The organism is Levilactobacillus angrenensis (assembly GCF_003946085.1).
Classification (GTDB): Bacteria; Bacillota; Bacilli; order Lactobacillales; family Lactobacillaceae; genus Levilactobacillus; species Levilactobacillus angrenensis.
In genome coordinates this window covers 132568-150900 of record NZ_RHOB01000004.1, presented here as the reverse complement: position 1 = coordinate 150900, position 18333 = coordinate 132568, and the positions used below count along the sequence as shown (strand labels likewise).

Genomic DNA, 18333 nt, shown 5'->3' with positions numbered 1-18333 from the left:
CTGGGCGCTTTCAAACGTATCACCATAAACCGGACGTGAGGTCCGAATAAAATGAAGGAGGTCCAATCATGGCAATTGATTGGCAAAAGCTATCTGAACACTACCGGGAGGACTACATCGCTGACTTAACGACTTTAGTCGGTATCGACAGTTCTCGTGATGATTCACAGGCCACTGATGAGTATCCGTTGGGACCAGGTCCAGCTAAGGCTTTGATCGCATTTTTAGGCTTAGCGGAACGCGACGGTTTTAAAACAAAAAATTTAGACAATTTAGCCGGTTACGTGGAATACGGCGAGGGTGAAGACACCTTGGCTATCCTGGGGCACGCCGACGTGATGCCAGCAGGTAAGGGGTGGCACACGGATCCCTTTACGTTGACGGAAAAAGATGGCAACCTGTATGGTCGGGGCACTTCCGATGACAAAGGACCAGCCTTAGCCGCTTACTATGGGTTAAAGATGTTAAAGGACCAAGGCATCGAACCGAAGATCAAGATTCGGTTCATCATTGGGACCGACGAAGAAAGTGACTGGACGGGGATGAACCATTACCTTGACTTGGAGCCAGCACCAACGTTAGGCTTCTCACCAGATGCTGAATTCCCACTGATCAACGGTGAAAAGGGGAACGTGACCTTCACGACGACCTTTGCTGGAACCAATAGTGGCGCGCTGACCTTGGTTGACTTCGAATCCGGGCTCCGGGAAAACATGGTGCCACGTGACGCTGAAGCCACGGTTACCGGCGGCGATAATGACCAATTGGTAGCTGACTTCAAGCAATTCTTGGACCAAGTACCGGTCACGGGCGAAACCACGGTTGACGCCAACGGCATTCATTTTGAAGTCATTGGTAAAGCGGCTCACGGGATGGAACCTAAGAACGGCATCAACGCTGGGACTTACCTGGCTAGTTTCTTGAACGGTTACCACTTTGGTGGGGATGCCGCCGACTTCTTGAGCCTGTTGGCCAATGAACTGCATGACGATTCTCGGGCTCATAAGTTAGGCATTGCCTTCACGGATAAAGTGATGGGTGACTTGACCATGAACGTGGGAATCCAAACGTTCAAGGCCGATAATGGCGCCTTGATCAACACGAACTTCCGTTACCCAACCGGGACGGGCGCTGCTGACATCCAAGCCGGCTTGACCAAGGCCACGGCTAACATGGCCGCAACTATCAAGCAAGGTCGGGAAATGGTTCCCCATTACGTTGACCCAAGTGATCCAATCGTGGCGACGTTGATGGACGTTTACCGGCAACAGACCGGCGACACGACTGCTCAACCAGAAGTTGTGGGTGGCGGGACTTACGGTCGGTTGATGAAGCGCGGGGTCGCCTTTGGGGCATTGTTCCCCGGTACGGCCGACACCATGCACCAGGCCGATGAATTTCAACCGGCAGCTGACTTGTTAAAGGCCATGGCCATTTACGGTCAAGCCATCTATGAATTAACCAAGTAGGCTGATCGGCGAAGGAGTGAGAATGATGGCCGCAGAATATAAGCACATTTTAGTCGGCGTCGATGGGTCGCGGCAAGCCCGCCGCGCTTTGGATAAAGCCATTGCGGTAGCCGTCCGGAACCAAGCCGAGCTGATCATCGTCACCGTCATGAGTGGCGGGGATTACGTTGGTCTGGGGAGTGATACCCAGGTCGGGTTCGGCTACGTGGACCAGCGGGTCATGGACGAGTCGCGGCAAGAATTAGAAGCGACGGTCGACAAATACCGGCGTCGGGCCCAAGAAGCGGGCGTTGAACAAGTGGTTACCGCTGTCTTCTACGGCCACGCCAAGGTCGACCTGGCCCGGACGTTACCTAAAGAGTATCAGGCCGACCTCATCATGTTAGGCGCCACCGGGGTCAACGTGGTGGAACGCATGCTGATGGGATCCACGGCCAGTTACGTCGTTGCCAACGCCATTTGTGACGTCTTGATCGTGCGGACGGATATTCACAACCAGGCGCAGAGTTTGAAAAAATTAATCGATTAAATTAGTGGAAACGAAAGGGACTGTGGCGAAAAGTCATAGTCCCTTTTACTGTACTGAGCGTTGAAAGATAAAAATCAGTCAGAAACATCGTTGTCGTGCGACTCATGGCGTAAAAAATAGTCGTTTGCAGCTTCGGAGTTTGAGCTGGTCGCCTACCGTCCACCAACTATGGGGTGGAACGCGGTGGGCGAACCGAACCGAGCCTGAAAAGCGGTCTCGGCCTCGCTTTGAGCCGATGGACCACGTCTCTGGCCTCATAGCCGAAACGTGTGCCAACAGGCAACTGGTTCCGCTTAACATCACTAGGCAAATAATCCAGAATCAGGATTATCCGCCTAGCGCCGTTAATGCTCACCAGCTAACCGCCTTTCCACTCTCTCTTTTAAAAATTGCGGGTCGCTGACTTAGCTAACGCGTCAAAGTGCGCGTAAAATTGGTCCTTGTCGACCTGAGTCACCAGGGTCACGGGGCGACCCGTGGGCGTGATAAATGTGCGGCCGGCACCGTGCCCGGTCGTCAGGACGTCACTGTGAACGACCTTGCTGGTCACGATTTCGGGATAGCGACTGGTCAGGGTGGTCAAGACGTCCCAGAGATAGTAGGTGGAGTCGGCTTCAAACGCCATGACCAGGGAATAGCCGTAGCCAATCAGTTCCATGGCTGGAAACTGCCGCAGACTGGCCCAATGTTGTCGTTGTTCGGCTGTCAGGGGAATCTGATCGGTACTTTCCAGCCCCACCATAACGATGTCTAAATCGCTGTCCCAGACGGTCTTGACGGCTTCGGGGTCCCAAAAGGCATTCCATTCCATGGTCCCGTCTTGGTCGGGTTCACTCACATTTCCTTGATTGTTCATGGTCCCGCCCATCCAGTAGAGCTTGTCGATTTTTTCGGTCATGGTGGGATCAATAGCCAGTGCTCGGGCGAGGTCCGTTAACGGGCCGGTCATGACCAGAGTTGTTTTACCCGGCGTGTTTTGCAGCTTCTCAATCATATCGAGATGAGCCGGCGCATCTGCTTGGGGTGTGGTCACGTGGCCGCGTTCGTTGAGGACCGGAAAGTTGTCAAATGAGTACGCTGACAGTCGCCAGTTTTGGGGAAATTGGTGGACGGGCCGGGAATTGGACATAGCGACGCTGAGTGATTGCTGCGGATCACCGAACAGATCGATGATTTTTCGTGAAGCTGACGTTGCCGGTTCCACGTAAGAATCGGCACCAACGACGCCGACACCTGTAAGGTGGATATCGGGCATTTGGAGCAGTAACAACAGTGAAACTAAGTCGTCGACGTTGCCATCGTGGTTGAAGTAAACATTTTGCAAGACGAGCACCCCTTAATAATTGTCAAATTTCTAAGAGTATAGCATGAATGTTAATGATTTGGTAGCGAACGTCGTGATATTTATAATTTTATCTCTTAGTAAACCGATAAACACGAACGATAAACCGGTTTACTTTTTATTGAGAGCATCAAAAAAGCGCTGACCTAATTTGGCCAACGCGACTGTTTCATGGTATTAGAGTTAAAGCCGTTGAATATCAAGAACACTACCGGTCTCAGCATCGGCCACGAACTGATATTGTACCAGCTGGTCGTCTTCATAACGGGTGATGCCACCGTAGTAGACCCGGGATTTGACCGCGAACTTCTGAAACGGGACCGCGTGCTTTTCAATCCAGGCCCCTTCAATCGGGGATTCTTGCCGGAATTGGCGCTTGACCTGTTCCAAAATATCGTCTGGGTTGAGCCGGTTAGCGCCGAAAAAGCGCGTGATGAAAACGCCCATTAACCCACCGAGTACCCCGGTGAGACTGAGTTGATACAATTGTCCGTTTTTAGCAGCCATGCTACCGCCTCCTAATTTCTGTGGGCATACTTCCCATCACTTCTTGCCCCTAGTATAGCAATGATTGCGCGGAAGTTCCCGTAAAAAGGCAGATTTTGCCAAAAATTTCTGGTGAGCCGTGTAGATTGGCCGATTGGCCGCCCGTTAAAGGCTTGCCGAACGCTACTCGGACGCTTCTCAAACAAAAACCGTGTATATTTAGCCAGTCATGCTATAATGGTTGATGTTAACTTTTAAAACTAACTGAAAAAGGAGTGCTCATTCATGGAACAATTACCCAAGATGTCTGCTGCTGACTTAAAGGACGTTGTCAAAGAAGGCAAGACCATGCTGTTCTTCTCAGCGACTTGGTGCCCAGACTGCGCCTTCATCAAGCCAGCAATGCCAGAAATCGAAGCAGAATATTCTGACTACAAGTTCATCGCTGTTGACCGGGATGAAAATATCGATTTAGCGGCTGAACTGAACGTTTTCGGCATTCCTAGTTTCATTGCATATGCCGATGGTCAAGAAATTGGTCGGTTAGTAAACAAAGATCGTAAGACTAAAGCAGAGGTAGAAGAATTCATCAATTCTTTGACGACCAACGCCAACTAAACCCGTTGGAAAGGATTCAGACATGTTAATTGCTAGTTACAACCCTAAAGAATTAGGGGATACTTTGATTGTTGTTGTTGCTCAGGATTCAGCGACGCAAGCCCACACGGTGCGCGACAATATCGCACGGATCTATGATGCAGCAACCGAAAAGACCTTAGGCTACAACTTCCTCAAGATCTCCAGCATTTTACCCGAAATCAGTGGCAACGGCCAAGTCGATTTGTCGACTGAAGACGTGGCCGCACTGAATAGTGCCTTAGAGGATGCCGGGTTCGCCGGTGAATTAGTGGCCGAAACCAGTTCTCGTTTCGTGGTGGGCTACGTGAAATCCGCGACGCCACATCCCGACTCTGACCACTTGTTAGTGACCGAGACGGTCGTGGACAATGACGAATCACTGCAAATCGTCAGTGGCTCGCCTAACATGCAAGCGGACATTAAGGTCGTTGTTGCCAAGGTGGGCGCGATGATGCCCAATGGTTTGATCATCTGGCCTGGTGAGCTCCGTGGTGTTGCCAGCAACGGGATGATTTGTTCTGGTCGTGAACTCAAACTCGCCAATGCTCCCCAGAAACCAGGGGCATTGATTTTGCCGGACGATTATACGGTCGGTGAACCGTTTGACTTCGAACGCGGTCAAAGTATTTTTAAATCTTAAGAAGATTATTACAAAGCAGGTGAACCCTTGTCGGTTGCCTGCTTTTTTGTGTACAATAGGGGAGACTGACAATTTCACAGTTGATTGTCATTGGACCGGACTGTTCATGTAGGTCCGGCAAATTTTAAATTAATCAACAAATTAATTAAAGAGAGATTCAGGGAATGAGTGAAGTGGCCGTCAAGCAGGCGGCATCTCCTCCCAAGAGTCGTGAAATTCGACGAGTCCGCTCGTCAAGGAGGAAGAAACACATGGAGCACTATGATGGACCGGCATTTTATCGCAAATTTCCGGTAAAACCGACCCCTGATCAAATGGAAGATACCACGGATGACCGGTCACAACGACAGGTTAAGCTCCGTAAAGAACGCAACGATCGGTTACGCTTACGACAACAGCGTGAAGAAAAACGCGAATCAGCGGCTCAGAGTGCGGCTCAAGAGGTCTTGCACCACACGCAACGGCGGCAGTCTCAGGCGTCAGCGCCCGCTGCAGCAGCGAAGACGCCCGAACAGGCGGCGGCCGAGGCCAGTGCCAATTATCGGCCATTTGCGGTGACCCCTGTGCCCAAGCAACGCCAACGGGTCTGGCAACCCTCAGTGATTCGGCATCGGTATCAACGTCTGGTTGCCAGTTTACATAAATCAGATGACAGCTTCTTGCTGCTCGGAACGGCGGCGGATGAAGCCGCTTTAGCTGCTGAAGAATCATTGGCGGCCCAGCCACAGACGGCCCCCACGGAGGTCTTCTTACCGGACCAGTCTGCAGCTGCACCAGTTGCTGCGGCTGACACGGCAGTGCAAACAGACGCTTCGGCGGCAGATTCGGTAGCCCAAGAAGCAGAACCGCAAGAAGCAGAACCGCAAGAAGCAGAACCGCAAGAAGCAGAACCGCAAGAAGCAGAACCGCAAGAAGCAGAACCAACCCTTGAACAACCGGCTTCTGCAGCTGTTGCGGACACCACCGCTGACGCTGCAGAATCAACCGCGTCATCAGCAGCGACGGCTAACGAACCAACCCCTGCCGACTCAGCAGCTGTAGCAACGTCAGCGGTCACTGGGGATGAAACCGCGACCGCGACGCCAGTTAGCCAAGCGGTTGTGGCCCCAACGGAAGTCTTTTATCCAGCGGAATCCCAGTCCCAAGCAACAACGCCAGCCCCCGTATCGGCGACGGCTAGTGGCGCCTATTTGCCGGTCGATAATCAAGTGCCGGTTCGTTCACAGGCGAGTGAGGCCGCTGATAAACCAGCAATCAAGTCAGCGCAACCAGCTGAAACGGTCGTCATTCAACCGACGCAACCTGTAGCGAGTGAACCGACAGTTGAGGGGTCAGCCGAATCGACTGAACCTGCCGAAAAAGATGGGGCAGTTCAGTCAACAGAATCCAGCGAATCGACGGCATCAATTGCGCAATCTGACGCATCCAAATCTGCTGAAACGGCTGAACCAACTGAACCAACGAACAGCGTTGCCAATTCAGTAGTGACATCGTCTGCAGCCGAGGCCAGTCAACGCCCAGCAGAGGTCAATCAATTGCTCGACCGGGCAACGACAGATGCACCGGATAGCGCGGCACCAGTCGCGTCTTCGGCCGCGGCAACACCACAATCGGCGGCTGCTAAGCCAACCCCGAAGCCCAAAGCTAAGCCGAGTCGGGGCCTGGGCCATTCACTCGGTGACATCATGCAAGAAGAGGGAAATGACCAACGCAACCTAGCGTTATTTGACCGACCAACTGCGCCTGCAGAACCGGCCGAAACGACGCCGGCGCGCGGGTACCATTTCCCAGATCTTTCGTTGTTACCTAAGCCGGTCGTGCCGGATGAAGAGGCCCTAGACGAATGGATCGAACACCAGGCAGAAGTCCTCGATGCCACGCTGAGTGCCTTCCACGTGGATGCCCACGTGACGGACTGGACGGTCGGGCCTACCGTCACTCAGTTCCAGATCAGTTTAGCCTTGGGGGTCAAGGTGAATAAGATCACGAACCTGAATGACGATTTGAAATTGGCTTTGGCCGCTAAGGATATTCGAATCGAAGCACCAATTCCTGGCAAGACGACGGTCGGCATTGAAATTCCTAACCTGAAGTCGCGGCCAGTCATGTTGTCAGAAATTTTGAATTCAGCGGCCTTCAAAAAGAGTGAATCACCGTTGACGGTGGCTTTAGGGGTCGATCTCTTTGGGCAACCGCAAGTCACGGACCTGCGGAAGATGCCTCACGGCTTGATTGCCGGGGCAACGGGCTCCGGGAAGAGTGTGTTCATTAATTCACTGTTACTGTCGATTTTGTACAAGGCCACGCCGCAACAGGTCAAGCTCTTGCTGATTGACCCGAAGGCCGTGGAAATGGCGCCATACGACGGATTGCCACACCTGCTGTCACCCGTGATCTCTGATCCTAAAGCTGCCGCTGCTGCCCTCAAGTGGGTGGTCACGGAAATGGACGAACGTTACGAAAAGCTCGCCGCTGCGGGGGTCCGCAACATTGAACAATTTAACGACCGGGCCGACGCCAATGACGAGCCAGGGCTCAAGATGCCATACATCGTGATCATCATTGATGAGTTAGCTGACTTGATGATGATGGCCGCTAGTGAAGTGCAAGACTACATCGTCCGCATCACGCAAAAGGCCCGGGCCGCCGGGATTCATTTGCTAGTCGCTACCCAACGGCCAAGTGTGGACATCGTGACCGGGACCATCAAGAACAACATCCCGACGCGAATTGCCTTCATGGTCTCCAGTCAGATCGATTCACGGACCATTTTGGACACGGCCGGGGCCGAAAACCTGTTAGGCCGCGGGGACATGCTGTACCTGGGCAACGGTGCCAGTCAGCCAATGCGGCTGCAGGGGGCCTTTGTTGAGTCCGAAGTCGACGGTGTCACGGACTTTGTGCGGACCCAGGGCAAGCCGCAATACGCCTTCTCACCTAAGGGCCTTTTGCAGCGAGAGACAGCCGAGGAGAACCAAGATGAGCTGTTACCGAAAGTGCTTGAATATATTGCGCAAGAAAAAACGGTGTCAACGTCTAAGCTACAACGGGTCTTCTCCATTGGCTACAACCGAGCCGCTAATCTGATCGACGACCTGGAACAGCACCACTATGTCTCACCACAACACGGTTCTAAGCCACGGGAGGTTTACTTAACGCCCGATGACCTAGGCAAAGACTTACCAGAGCCTCACGATCAGGGTGCACCATTTTCATCTTAGGTTGAGGAGGCCTCACTGCCTTTCTCCCCGTGATTTCTTTTAAGCGGGTGGGGGATATGCTAGAATAAGGAAAGAGTCACTCAGACGGTTTGGGGGAGTAGTGGCCTGACCGAAAGAGTAGAAAAGAGGATCATTTAATGGATAACGCAACGGTTTACCACTTTGTTGGAATTAAAGGATCAGGGATGAGTGCCCTGGCCCTGATTTTGCACGATAAGGGTTTTAAGGTTCAAGGTTCAGATATCACCCAGTACACGTTCACACAACGGGGACTGGAAAAAGCCGGAATCGACGTCATGGCCTTTGATGAAGCAAACATTCACGAAGGCTTGACGGTCATCGCGGGGAACTCCTTTACGGATGATCATCCAGAAATCAAGAAGGCCCGGGAAATGGGTCTGCCCGTTTACCGTTACCATGAATTCTTAGGTCACCTGATCGAAGGGTACACGAGTATTGGGGTGGCTGGTGCTCACGGTAAGACCAGTACGACCGGATTGTTGTCTCACGTGTTAAGTGGGGTAGCGCCAACGTCTTACTTGATTGGTGATGGGACTGGGAAAGGTACGCCTAACGCGCGCTTCTTCGTCTACGAAGCCGACGAATACCGCCGTCACTTCCTGGCCACTAAACCGGACTATGCCATCATGACCAACATCGACTTTGACCACCCGGACTATTACACGGGCATCGATGACGTTTACAGCGCCTTTGAAACGTGGGCTAACCAGGTCAAGAAGGGTATCTTTGCTTGGGGGGATGACCCTGAGCTGCGGAAGCTCAAGACGGACGTGCCAGTCTACTACTACGGTACCAAGGACCGCGACGACTTCCAGGCGAAGAACATCAAGCGCTCAACGACGGGCTCTAACTTTGACGTCTACCATGGCGACGAATTCTTAGGCAATTTTGAAATCCACCTGTACGGTGAACACAACGTCTTGAACAGCCTGGCAGTCATTGCTGTTTCTTACTTTGAAAAGGTCAACATGGATGAAATCAAGCGTGAATTGGCGGACTTCAAAGGGGTCAAGCGGCGGTTCACGGAACGTAAAGTCGCTGACATGACTATCATTGACGACTACGCACACCATCCATCTGAAATCAAAGCAACGTTGGATGCTGCTCGGCAAAAGTACCCGGACAAAGAGATCATTGCGGTCTTCCAGCCCCATACCTTTAGCCGGACGATTGCGCTGATGGACGACTTCGCCAAGAGCTTGAACCTGGCTGATCAAGTCTTCTTGACCAACATCTTCAGCTCTGCGCGGGAAACTGCCGGTGCGGTCTCCAGTAAGGACTTAGCAGCTAAAATTGCTAAGGGTGGCGACATTTTGACTGTTGACAACATGTCCCCATTATTAGATTTTCATGACGCGGTTGTCGTCTTCATGGGTGCCGGTGACGTGCAAAAGTACGAACGGTCTTACGAAGAATTATTAAGTCATTTATCACTGAAAAATAACTAAATTTATGGACGCTGGTTGGTGAAATTGCGCTGATCAGCGTCTTTTTTGTCGTCAAAATTGGTCCGTACCTCTGATAGGGTAAACGGCTATTTGTTAAAAATGATACCTGCTAGAATCACTGTTACAATAGGCTTTTAACCTGCTTAATGCATTCGTTAGAAATGAGTTGCACTTTTATTGAGAACCTGTATTCTAGTAAATTAAGGACGCGACTGGTCCTTTAATTTTTTCAGGGGAGCGAGTGCTAGTGGAAGTTGGAACACAACACAATTGGTGGTACAACCAGTTGTTTACCAATTGGAAGAAGTTTGAAGTGATTTACGTTTCGATTTTAATTTTGCTGCAGGTCGTGGTCTACGTGATTGTGCCTGACAGTGTCATCGGGATGGTTTCAGGGGTTGGCGGTGTCTTATGTCTGGTCTATGGGATGAAGGGGCGGAAGATTTCCTTTATTTTTGGGTTCATTCAATGTGTCGCCATGACCTACGTCGCTTGGATCAGCCACGCTTATGGGTCTTTTGCAATGGATATTATTTATGTTATTTCACAACCCATCGGCTGGTACATGTGGGGCCATGACGAGGCGACTCGGTCCTTTAAGAAGACCACACGTAATTGGATTTTCGCGGCGGCCTTTATCGCTTGGGCGGCTGGCTGGTTAGTCCTGTCACTGTTGCACGGACAACTGCCTTATTTTGATTCCGTCAATTTCGTGGTGAGTTTGATTGCACAACTGCTCTACATCTTGAAGTTCAAGGAAAATTGGTCGCTGTGGATCGTGGTCAACGTGGTCAATGTGTTGTACTGGAGTATTTTGACCTTCCAGATTCTCACTGGCGCCACGAATGTCGGGACGCTAGGAGCCAACCTATCGCAAGTGGCCTTGCAGATTGCCCTGTTGTTTAATGCGGTTTATGCCAATAAAGTTTGGGCCAGTGGCGAGGCCGATAACGAGGGTGGTGCCGGTCAGTCAGCGACTAAGTAAGGGGCGTTTTCTTTTCATTTCTGAACACAATACTTGTGTTTACTATTAGATTTGGTAAAATATACTCTAATAACCCTGTGGCTGGCTTATCAAGTGTGGTGGCTAAGGCAGGAAATGATTTGAAAAAGAAGGAGCGTTTCAATGAACAACTATGATCAGCAACCCCGGACGACAGTAAACACTGAGGTCGGCCTCAACAGCTTCATGACTAAAATGTTTGGCTGGATGGCTGCGGCCGTGTTGGTCTCTGCAGTGACGGCGTACTTGATGATTCCAATGGCGAGTCAAGCACAGGGCCTGCACGGTGCCGGTCTTTGGGTGCCACTTATCGTCTGGTTTATTTTACCGTTCGTCATTAGTGGACAATCGATGAAACGACCAGCCGTCGCGTTAGTCGGGTTGTTTGTTTACGCGGTGATCACCGGGGGAGTCGTGTCGACTTATGCGATGGTCTTCTCGCTCAATACGATGGCGGCAGCCTTTGTTTCTAGTGCGGCGGTCTTCGTAACGATGGCTGGTATCGGGGCCTTCACCAAGAAGGACTTGACCAAGCTGGGGACTCAAGCGACTGGGGCCTTGATTGGGTTATTAGTCGCCATGGTCGTTAACATGTTCTTACGGATGCCACTGGCTTCGTTGGTCTTATCCTTTGCCGCCGTGATTATCTTCTCGGCCTTGACAGCTTGGGATACGCAACGGATGCAGAAGATGTACCTGCAATACGGGGATCAGGTCTCCACGACTGGGTTAGCCGTTAACGGGGCATTGCAACTGTACCTGGACTTCGTCAACTTATTCTTACAACTCTTACAAATTTTCGGAATCTTTGGTAGCAACAACGACTAATGATTCTCCAAGGAAAGCCTGGGACGAACGTGCCCGGGCTTTTTGTGTCAACGAAAGCAGGAGTAAAACAGTTAGTCAGAACGACAGTGTTCTGTCCACTAAACTTAGTGAAACCCGGAGCCTGCGTCAGCCAGAGATCCCGCCTGCTATGGGGGACACTTCCAGCCAAAGAGCAGGTTTCCAGTTCGCTTTGAAGCCTCGCAAAGTCCGCGAGTCTCCAAAGTCGCCCCACGGTGTAGGCTGAGAAAAAACCTCAGCCAACACCGTCGACACAGCTGGCTACATCTCTGGCTGCCTCCGGCGGGTTGGTGCTTACCAACGACACTGTGTTAGTCAAAGACTAGTTGCTAAATTAACCGCGACCGCTCTTTGGCTCGACCGGTCCGCCCACCGCGTTCCAACCCATAGTTGGCGGACGGTAGGCGGCCAGCTCAAACTACGAAGCTGTAAACGACTAATTCTTACGCCATGAGTCGCGTGGTGACAATGGTTCTAGCTGATTTTCATCTTTCAACCTTCAGTTGTTGACTATTTTTTGCCAAATGCGGCGTTGGCATAGACTGTCTAGTGGTTTTCAGAGATTTCTTTTCGGGTTTACCTGGTTTTTTGGTAAAATAGACTTAGAATACTCGAGCGCGGCAGACCGTGGCTCGAAAGGAGCGTAACATGGCGGAAAAACGATTATTATTGATTGACGGAAACAGTGTCACGTTTAAGGCCTTCTTCGCACTGTACACGGCGTTGGGTAAGTTTACCAACAGCGAAGGGCTGCATACGAACGCCATTTACGGCTTCAACACGATGCTAGAAATCATGTTGGACAAGGTAAAGCCAACGCATGCCTTGGTGGCCTTTGATGCGGGTAAAACCACGTTTCGGACGAAAATGTATGACGATTACAAGGGCGGCCGGGCCAAGACGGCGCCAGAATTGTCGGAACAATTTCCCTATGTGAAGGAACTCTTAGCGGCTCGCGGCATTCAGACCTATGAACTTCCCAACTATGAGGCCGATGACATTATCGGGACCTTGGCGAAGCAGGCCGAGGAAAACGGCTTTACGACGACTATCGTTACGGGGGACCGGGATCTGACGCAGCTGGCCGACGACCACACTACAGTTTCCATTTCCAAGCGCGGGGTCACGGACATTGAGCACTATACGCCGGCCTACGTGAAAGAGAAGATGGGTGTTACTCCGAACCAGATCATTGATATCAAGGGCCTCCAAGGCGATAACTCGGATAACTATCCGGGTGTCACCGGGGTGGGGCCTAAGCGGGCCGTCGACCTGATCGGCAAGTACGGCAGTATTGAAAATCTCTATGATCATATTGATGAGATTACCGCTAAGAAGCTCAAGGAACACTTGGTGGCCGACCATGACGAGGCCTTATTGTCGAAGAAATTGGCCACGATTTTGCGGGACGCGCCGGTGACTAAGCAGGTCAATGACCTGACGTATCAAGGCGATGACCCAGAAAAATTGGTGGAATTCTACCAACGGATGAACTTTAACCAATTTCTGAGCAAAATGAGTATTGACGGTGAAGCACCAACGGCTACGCCTGGCTTAAAGGATATCGACTTTACAGTTCTGAAGGCCGACAACCTCAAAACATTGCCAACCTTCACCGATGGCTGTGAATTTTACCTGGAAATGTTGGGAGACAACTATCATCTGGCCGACTTTGACGGCTTTGTGATTGGTCACGAGGATCACTGGTGGGTCAGCCGCGATGCTAGCCTCTTACAACAGGCACCTTTAAAAGGGCTGCTAGAGTCCGCTGACGTGGCCAAACAGGTCTTTGACGCTAAACGGACCTATGTGGCTTTGAATCGCTTAGGCATCACGCTAGCGGGGGTAGACTGTGACCTGTTGATCGTCTCATATCTGTTGAACACCTATGACAATAGCAATGACTTGGGACGGGTCGCCATGGAACACGGCTATCATCAAGTGGCTACCGACGAAGATGTTTATGGCAAGGGCGCCAAGGAAGCCATTCCGGCTGACGACGTAGACTTCTTCTCACATTTGGCGCGTAAAGCACGGGCTATCGAACAATTACGGTCACAGTTGTTCAAAGAACTGGCCGACAACGAACAGACACAACTCTACCGCGAGATTGAACTGCCAATGGCCTTCGTGCTGGCACGGATGGAAATCGCGGGAATCACCGTGGAAGCCAGCGAACTCGAAGCCATGGGGAGTAAATTTACCGAACAACTGGCGGAAATTGAACAGACCATCTACAACGAAGCGGGCGAGGAATTTAACATCGGCTCGCCGAAGCAGTTGGGGCACATTTTGTTTGAAAAGATGGGCTTGCCAGTCATCAAGAAGACCAAGACCGGTTACTCCACGGCTGTCGGGGTCCTCGAAAAGTTAGCGGCAGAAGCCCCGATTGCCGAAAATATTTTGAAATACCGCAAGATTGCTAAGATTCAGTCGACCTATGTCGAAGGGTTATTGAAGGTCATCCATCCCGACGACCACAAGGTACACACCCGCTACCTACAGACGTTAACGCAGACGGGGCGGCTGTCATCGGTCGACCCGAACTTGCAAAACATCCCAGTGCGTAACGAAGAAGGCCGGGCCATTCGTAAGGCCTTTGTACCCCGGCATCCGGGGTGGCAGATCTTCTCGTCTGACTACTCACAAATTGAACTGCGGGTGTTGGCCCACATGAGTCACGACGCCAACATGCAAGCGGCCTTCCGCGAGGGCGAAGATATCCACGCGGCCACGGCCCGGCGAATCTTCAAGATGGGGCCAGATGAAGAGGTCACGCCAAACATTCGGCGCCAGGCCAAGGCGGTCAACTTCGGTATCGTTTACGGTATCAGTGACTTTGGCTTGTCACAAAACATCGGGATCACCCGTAAGCAAGCCAAGGCTTTCATCGACACTTACTTTGAAGAATATCCCGGAGTTAAGGCCTACATGGATCGGATGGTCCAACAGGCCAAGGAACAAGGCTTTGTGGAGACGATTGCGCACCGGCGGCGGTATTTACCGGACATCAACTCGCGTAATTTCAATCAGCGGTCATTTGCCGAACGCACGGCCATGAACACGCCGATTCAAGGGAGTGCCGCAGACATAATTAAGATTGCTATGATTCAGATGGAAGATGCTATCAAGGACTTGCAGGCCACCATGCTACTCCAGGTCCATGATGAATTGATCTTTGAGGCGCCAGCCGAAGAGATCGAAACGTTGGCCAAATTGGTGCCAAGCGTGATGGATTCAGCCGTCAAGCTGGAGATTCCGTTGAAGGTGGAAAGCCATTACGGCCCAACCTGGTACGACGCGAAATAGCGGTAAGGGAGACGATAAGCGATGCCAGAATTACCTGAAGTTGAAACGGTTCGCCGGGGCTTGACCCGTTTGGTACAGGGCGCCACGATTGACCATGTCGACGTCTATTACCGTAAAATGGTCACTCCGGAGGCCGAAGTCTTTACGGCGGACTTGATTGGGCGGCAGATCGACCGGATCGACCGGCGTGGCAAGTACCTGTTGTTTCGGTTCAGTGGCGAGCTGACGATGGTCTCGCATTTGCGAATGGAAGGCAAATACGACGTTCAACCGACCGGCAGTCCCATTACCAAGCACACCCACGTGGTCTTTCACCTGACGGACGGGCGCGACTTGCGCTACACGGACACCCGAAAGTTTGGGCGCATGCGCCTGGTGCCGACTGGGACGGAAGGGACGGCTTTGCCATCATTAGGCAAACTAGGGCCGGAACCCACCGCAGATACCCTGACGCTAGCCTACATGCAACAGATTTTTCACAAGTCCCATAAGGTGGTCAAGCCCTTCTTGTTGGACCAATCGAAAATTGCCGGGCTGGGCAATATTTATGCCGATGAGGTCCTGTGGCTGTCCAAAATCAATCCGTTAACGCCGGCCGATGAGCTGTCTGACGCCCAATTAAAAACGTTGCGGCAAAGTATCATCACAGAAATCGGTCTGGCCATCAAGGGTCACGGGACCACCGTGCATTCCTTTTCAACGGCCTTTGGTGAAGCGGGACAGTTCCAAAATCACCTGCACGTTTACGGGCGTGAGGGAGAACCCTGTGAACGTTGCGGCACGGAGATTGTCAAAATCAAGGTCGCGCAACGGGGCACGCACTATTGCCCGCACTGCCAACCGGTACCGTTAGAAGCATTGGAGGCCTTGACTGATGACTGAGATTTGGGGATTGACTGGCGGCATTGCGACGGGAAAATCAACCGTGAGCGCCTGGTTACGCGCGGCGGATATTCCCGTGATCGACGCCGACGTGATTGCCCGCAAGGTAGTCGCCGTGGGCACACCGGGGCTACAGCAGATTCGCCAAACATTTGGGCCAGATTTTGTGACGGCCAAAGGATTGGACCGGAAAAAATTGGGCCAGTGGGTCTTCACCCAGCCGGCCGAGTTAAAAAAGTTAGAAGCTATCACGACACCGCTGATTCAAGCCGAGATTCGCCGAGAACTAGCGGCGGCTAAAGCCCAACAGGTACCAGTCGTCATGATCGACGCGCCAACTTTTTTTGAAGTGGGCTACTTGATTCATTTGGTCGATCACGTCATGGTCGTGGCAACCGATGTGGCAACGCAAAAGCAGCGCTTAATGGCGCGCGACGGGCTTTCCGCAGCAGATGCCCAGGCCAGAATGGATCGGCAATGGCCGCTAGCGAAGAAGCTCGCTCAAGCGACGGTAGTGATTGATAACGGGGGAACGATTGCCCAAACGCGCCAACAAGTGGTAAAATGGCTTGACGCCAATAACTTTGGCAACAGTAACCATTTAAAACGAGGTGAACAATAATGCAGTGTCCACACTGTCATCATAATGGGTCGCGGGTCGTTGATAGTCGACCCACTGCCGACGGGCGCGTGATTCGCCGCCGTCGTGAGTGCGAGAACTGTGGTTTTCGGTTCACGACGTTTGAGCGGGTTGAAGTTACGCCGCTGCTAGTTATTAAGAAAAATGGGACGAGAGAAGAGTTCAACCGCGAGAAGATTCTGCGCGGCATCATTCGTTCTGCTGAAAAGCGCCCAGTGGGCATGGATGTCATGACCAATATCGTTGATGAGGTTGAAAATAAGATTCGCGCGCTGGGCGTCAACGAAATCTCCAGTCAATTGATTGGGGAATACGTGATGAACCGCCTGGTTGACGTCGATGAGATCGCCTACATTCGTTTTGCCAGTGTTTACCGGCAATTCAAGGATACCGGCGTCTTCTTTAATGAACTGAAGGACATGATGGCCAAAGATAAACAAAAGGCTAAAAAGGATTCACCAGATCAGGGACAAAGCGAGGCGAAGTAAAGCATGGAGAATTCCTGGCACCAATTAAAACCGCGAACGGGCTTTTTGGTGCGGTTGGCGGACCGCTTGACCGATCAGAGTTGGCAGACGTTGACGCAGCTTTACCAGCCGATTGTGGGACCGAGTGCCGCGGGGCTATACTCGGCCCTTTTTTGGCTCCCCAATCGCGGCGAATACCAGCGGCACGCCACCTTGCTGGGACTGTTGGGGATGGACTTGGCCCATTTTTACGAGGCCCGCTTGCGGTTGGAAGCCGCGGGTCTATTGACGACCAAGGTCAAAACGGAGTCGGAGCTGACCAGCTTTATTTACGAGCTGCAGGCCCCATTGGCACCAGCGGCCTTTTTCCGCGACGATTTGCTCAGCGTGCAATTACTGGGCGTGGTCGGCGAGGCGGCTTACCGCACCTTAGTGGCCGTCAATACCGTGACACCGCATGAAACGCCGGGAGAACAAGATATCACGAAAAACTTTCTGGACGTTTTTCACGTGGACGGACAGGAGTTGAGCCACTTACCGGCTGCCATCACGGCAACTCGGGAGGACCTCCCCAGTGACGAGACAGCGCCAGCGTTAACGCCCACGGGTCATGAAGATTTTGATTTCAAACTGCTCGGCGAAATTTTGGAGCATTCCTTTATCGATACCAAAGCACTGCGGGGCTACCGGCAGTTGCTGCTGACGGAGCACGCGACCTATGACATTGACGAGGTGACCATGGCCCGGTACGTGGGGGATGCCACGGATTTAGCAACCAATCAATTCGACCCCGAACAGTTCAAACGGGTGATTGCTCAGCAATTTTCGCAACAGCATCGCGGTCAGCCCACAACGCCGACGCCAACTACGACGGCGAACACGAAGGCTGATGGCTTGAACTCAGCCGAACAAGCTTTGATTGCCGTTGCCAGCAAGACGGTGCCGGCGCTCTTCTTGCAAGGTATCAAGCAAAAAAGTGGTGGCTTCGTCACGGACGGCGAGCAACGCATCGTGCGCGACCTGGTCAGCCGGCAGCTGTTTCCGGATTCAGTCTTGAATCTGATGATCTACCATCTGCTAGTTGATGAGGAACGGCCGACGTTAAATAAAAATCTGATGGATACGATTGCCAATGACTGGAGCAAGAGCAAGGTGGCCACCCCTCAGCAAGCCATTCAAAAGATTCGGGAACGGCAACAAACGGCTCAGCAGCCGCGCCAATCACGTCGCCGGCAAACGACCGTCAAGGAGACCTTACCGGATTGGGCGAAGAAGCCGACTGCCAAGCCCGCCGCAACGCAAGCTAAATTGTCTGAAAAACAACAACAACAGTTACAGGCGCGGATTGCCAAATTACAAGCACACAGCAACGAGGGAAAGGAGGATTAGCC

Annotated in this window: 15 protein-coding genes; 13 read left to right on the top strand and 2 right to left on the bottom strand. The window is 52.1% G+C overall.

Translation table 11 applies throughout. The features are described from left to right. Window positions 1–68: 68 nt before the first annotated feature. Together pepV and EKM83_RS03495 are read left to right on the top strand one after the other, a co-directional pair. Entirely contained in the window at window positions 69–1469 is a 1401-nt protein-coding gene (gene pepV, locus EKM83_RS03500) for a dipeptidase PepV (protein ID WP_125575259.1), read from the top strand. Between the two features lie 25 nt (window positions 1470–1494). After that, window positions 1495–1998: a universal stress protein gene (locus EKM83_RS03495; RefSeq protein WP_125575258.1), complete on the top strand. Its 504-nt coding sequence runs from the start codon at window positions 1495–1497 to the stop codon at window positions 1996–1998. 382 nt (window positions 1999–2380) lie between these two features. Here the strand turns inward: EKM83_RS03495 and EKM83_RS03490 are convergent, their stop codons facing one another. After that, window positions 2381–3322, bottom strand: coding sequence for a nucleoside hydrolase (locus tag EKM83_RS03490; protein ID WP_125575257.1), 942 nt, complete (start codon window positions 3320–3322; stop codon window positions 2381–2383). A 201-nt stretch (window positions 3323–3523) separates the two neighbouring features. Next, entirely contained in the window at window positions 3524–3847 is a 324-nt protein-coding gene (locus EKM83_RS03485) for a PepSY domain-containing protein (protein WP_125575256.1), read from the bottom strand. A gap of 264 nt (window positions 3848–4111) precedes the next feature. On the opposite strand from EKM83_RS03485, the gene EKM83_RS03480 reads away from it, so the two are divergent. The 11 genes from EKM83_RS03480 (at window position 4112) to EKM83_RS03430 (ending at window position 18331) form a co-directional block, all read left to right on the top strand. Beyond that, a complete protein-coding gene (locus EKM83_RS03480; protein ID WP_125575255.1) occupies window positions 4112–4444 on the top strand; it encodes a thioredoxin family protein in 333 nt (110 codons plus the stop codon). 22 nt (window positions 4445–4466) lie between these two features. Continuing rightward, window positions 4467–5105, top strand: coding sequence for a YtpR family tRNA-binding protein (gene ytpR, locus EKM83_RS03475; protein ID WP_125575254.1), 639 nt, complete (start codon window positions 4467–4469; stop codon window positions 5103–5105). A 251-nt stretch (window positions 5106–5356) separates the two neighbouring features. Next, a complete protein-coding gene (locus EKM83_RS03470) occupies window positions 5357–8326 on the top strand; it encodes a DNA translocase FtsK (protein WP_125575253.1) in 2970 nt (989 codons plus the stop codon). Window positions 8327–8463: 137 nt separating this feature from the next. Continuing rightward, window positions 8464–9795: a UDP-N-acetylmuramate--L-alanine ligase gene (murC, locus tag EKM83_RS03465; protein ID WP_125575252.1), complete on the top strand. Its 1332-nt coding sequence runs from the start codon at window positions 8464–8466 to the stop codon at window positions 9793–9795. Window positions 9796–10042: 247 nt separating this feature from the next. Continuing rightward, complete coding sequence (pnuC, locus tag EKM83_RS03460; RefSeq protein ID WP_125575251.1) at window positions 10043–10780, top strand: nicotinamide riboside transporter PnuC; 738 nt, start codon at window positions 10043–10045, stop codon at window positions 10778–10780. Between the two features lie 141 nt (window positions 10781–10921). After that, entirely contained in the window at window positions 10922–11626 is a 705-nt protein-coding gene (locus tag EKM83_RS03455) for a Bax inhibitor-1/YccA family protein (protein WP_125575250.1), read from the top strand. Window positions 11627–12292: 666 nt separating this feature from the next. After that, entirely contained in the window at window positions 12293–14953 is a 2661-nt protein-coding gene (polA, locus tag EKM83_RS03450) for a DNA polymerase I (protein ID WP_125575249.1), read from the top strand. 21 nt (window positions 14954–14974) lie between these two features. Continuing rightward, a complete protein-coding gene (gene mutM / locus EKM83_RS03445; protein WP_125575248.1) occupies window positions 14975–15835 on the top strand; it encodes a bifunctional DNA-formamidopyrimidine glycosylase/DNA-(apurinic or apyrimidinic site) lyase in 861 nt (286 codons plus the stop codon). After that, the gene (gene coaE / locus EKM83_RS03440; RefSeq protein ID WP_125575247.1) at window positions 15828–16457 is read left to right on the top strand and encodes a dephospho-CoA kinase; all 630 of its coding nucleotides are present in this window, start codon (window positions 15828–15830) and stop codon (window positions 16455–16457) included. The genes mutM and coaE overlap by 8 nt, the downstream gene beginning before the upstream one ends. After that, a complete protein-coding gene (gene nrdR, locus EKM83_RS03435) occupies window positions 16457–16963 on the top strand; it encodes a transcriptional regulator NrdR (protein WP_125575246.1) in 507 nt (168 codons plus the stop codon). Before coaE ends, nrdR begins: the two co-directional genes overlap by 1 nt. Before the next feature lie 3 nt (window positions 16964–16966). Then, window positions 16967–18331 carry a replication initiation and membrane attachment family protein gene (locus tag EKM83_RS03430; protein ID WP_125575245.1) on the top strand — a complete coding sequence of 455 codons (1365 nt, stop codon included), beginning with the start codon at window positions 16967–16969 and terminating at the stop codon, window positions 18329–18331. Window positions 18332–18333: the final 2 nt, after the last annotated feature.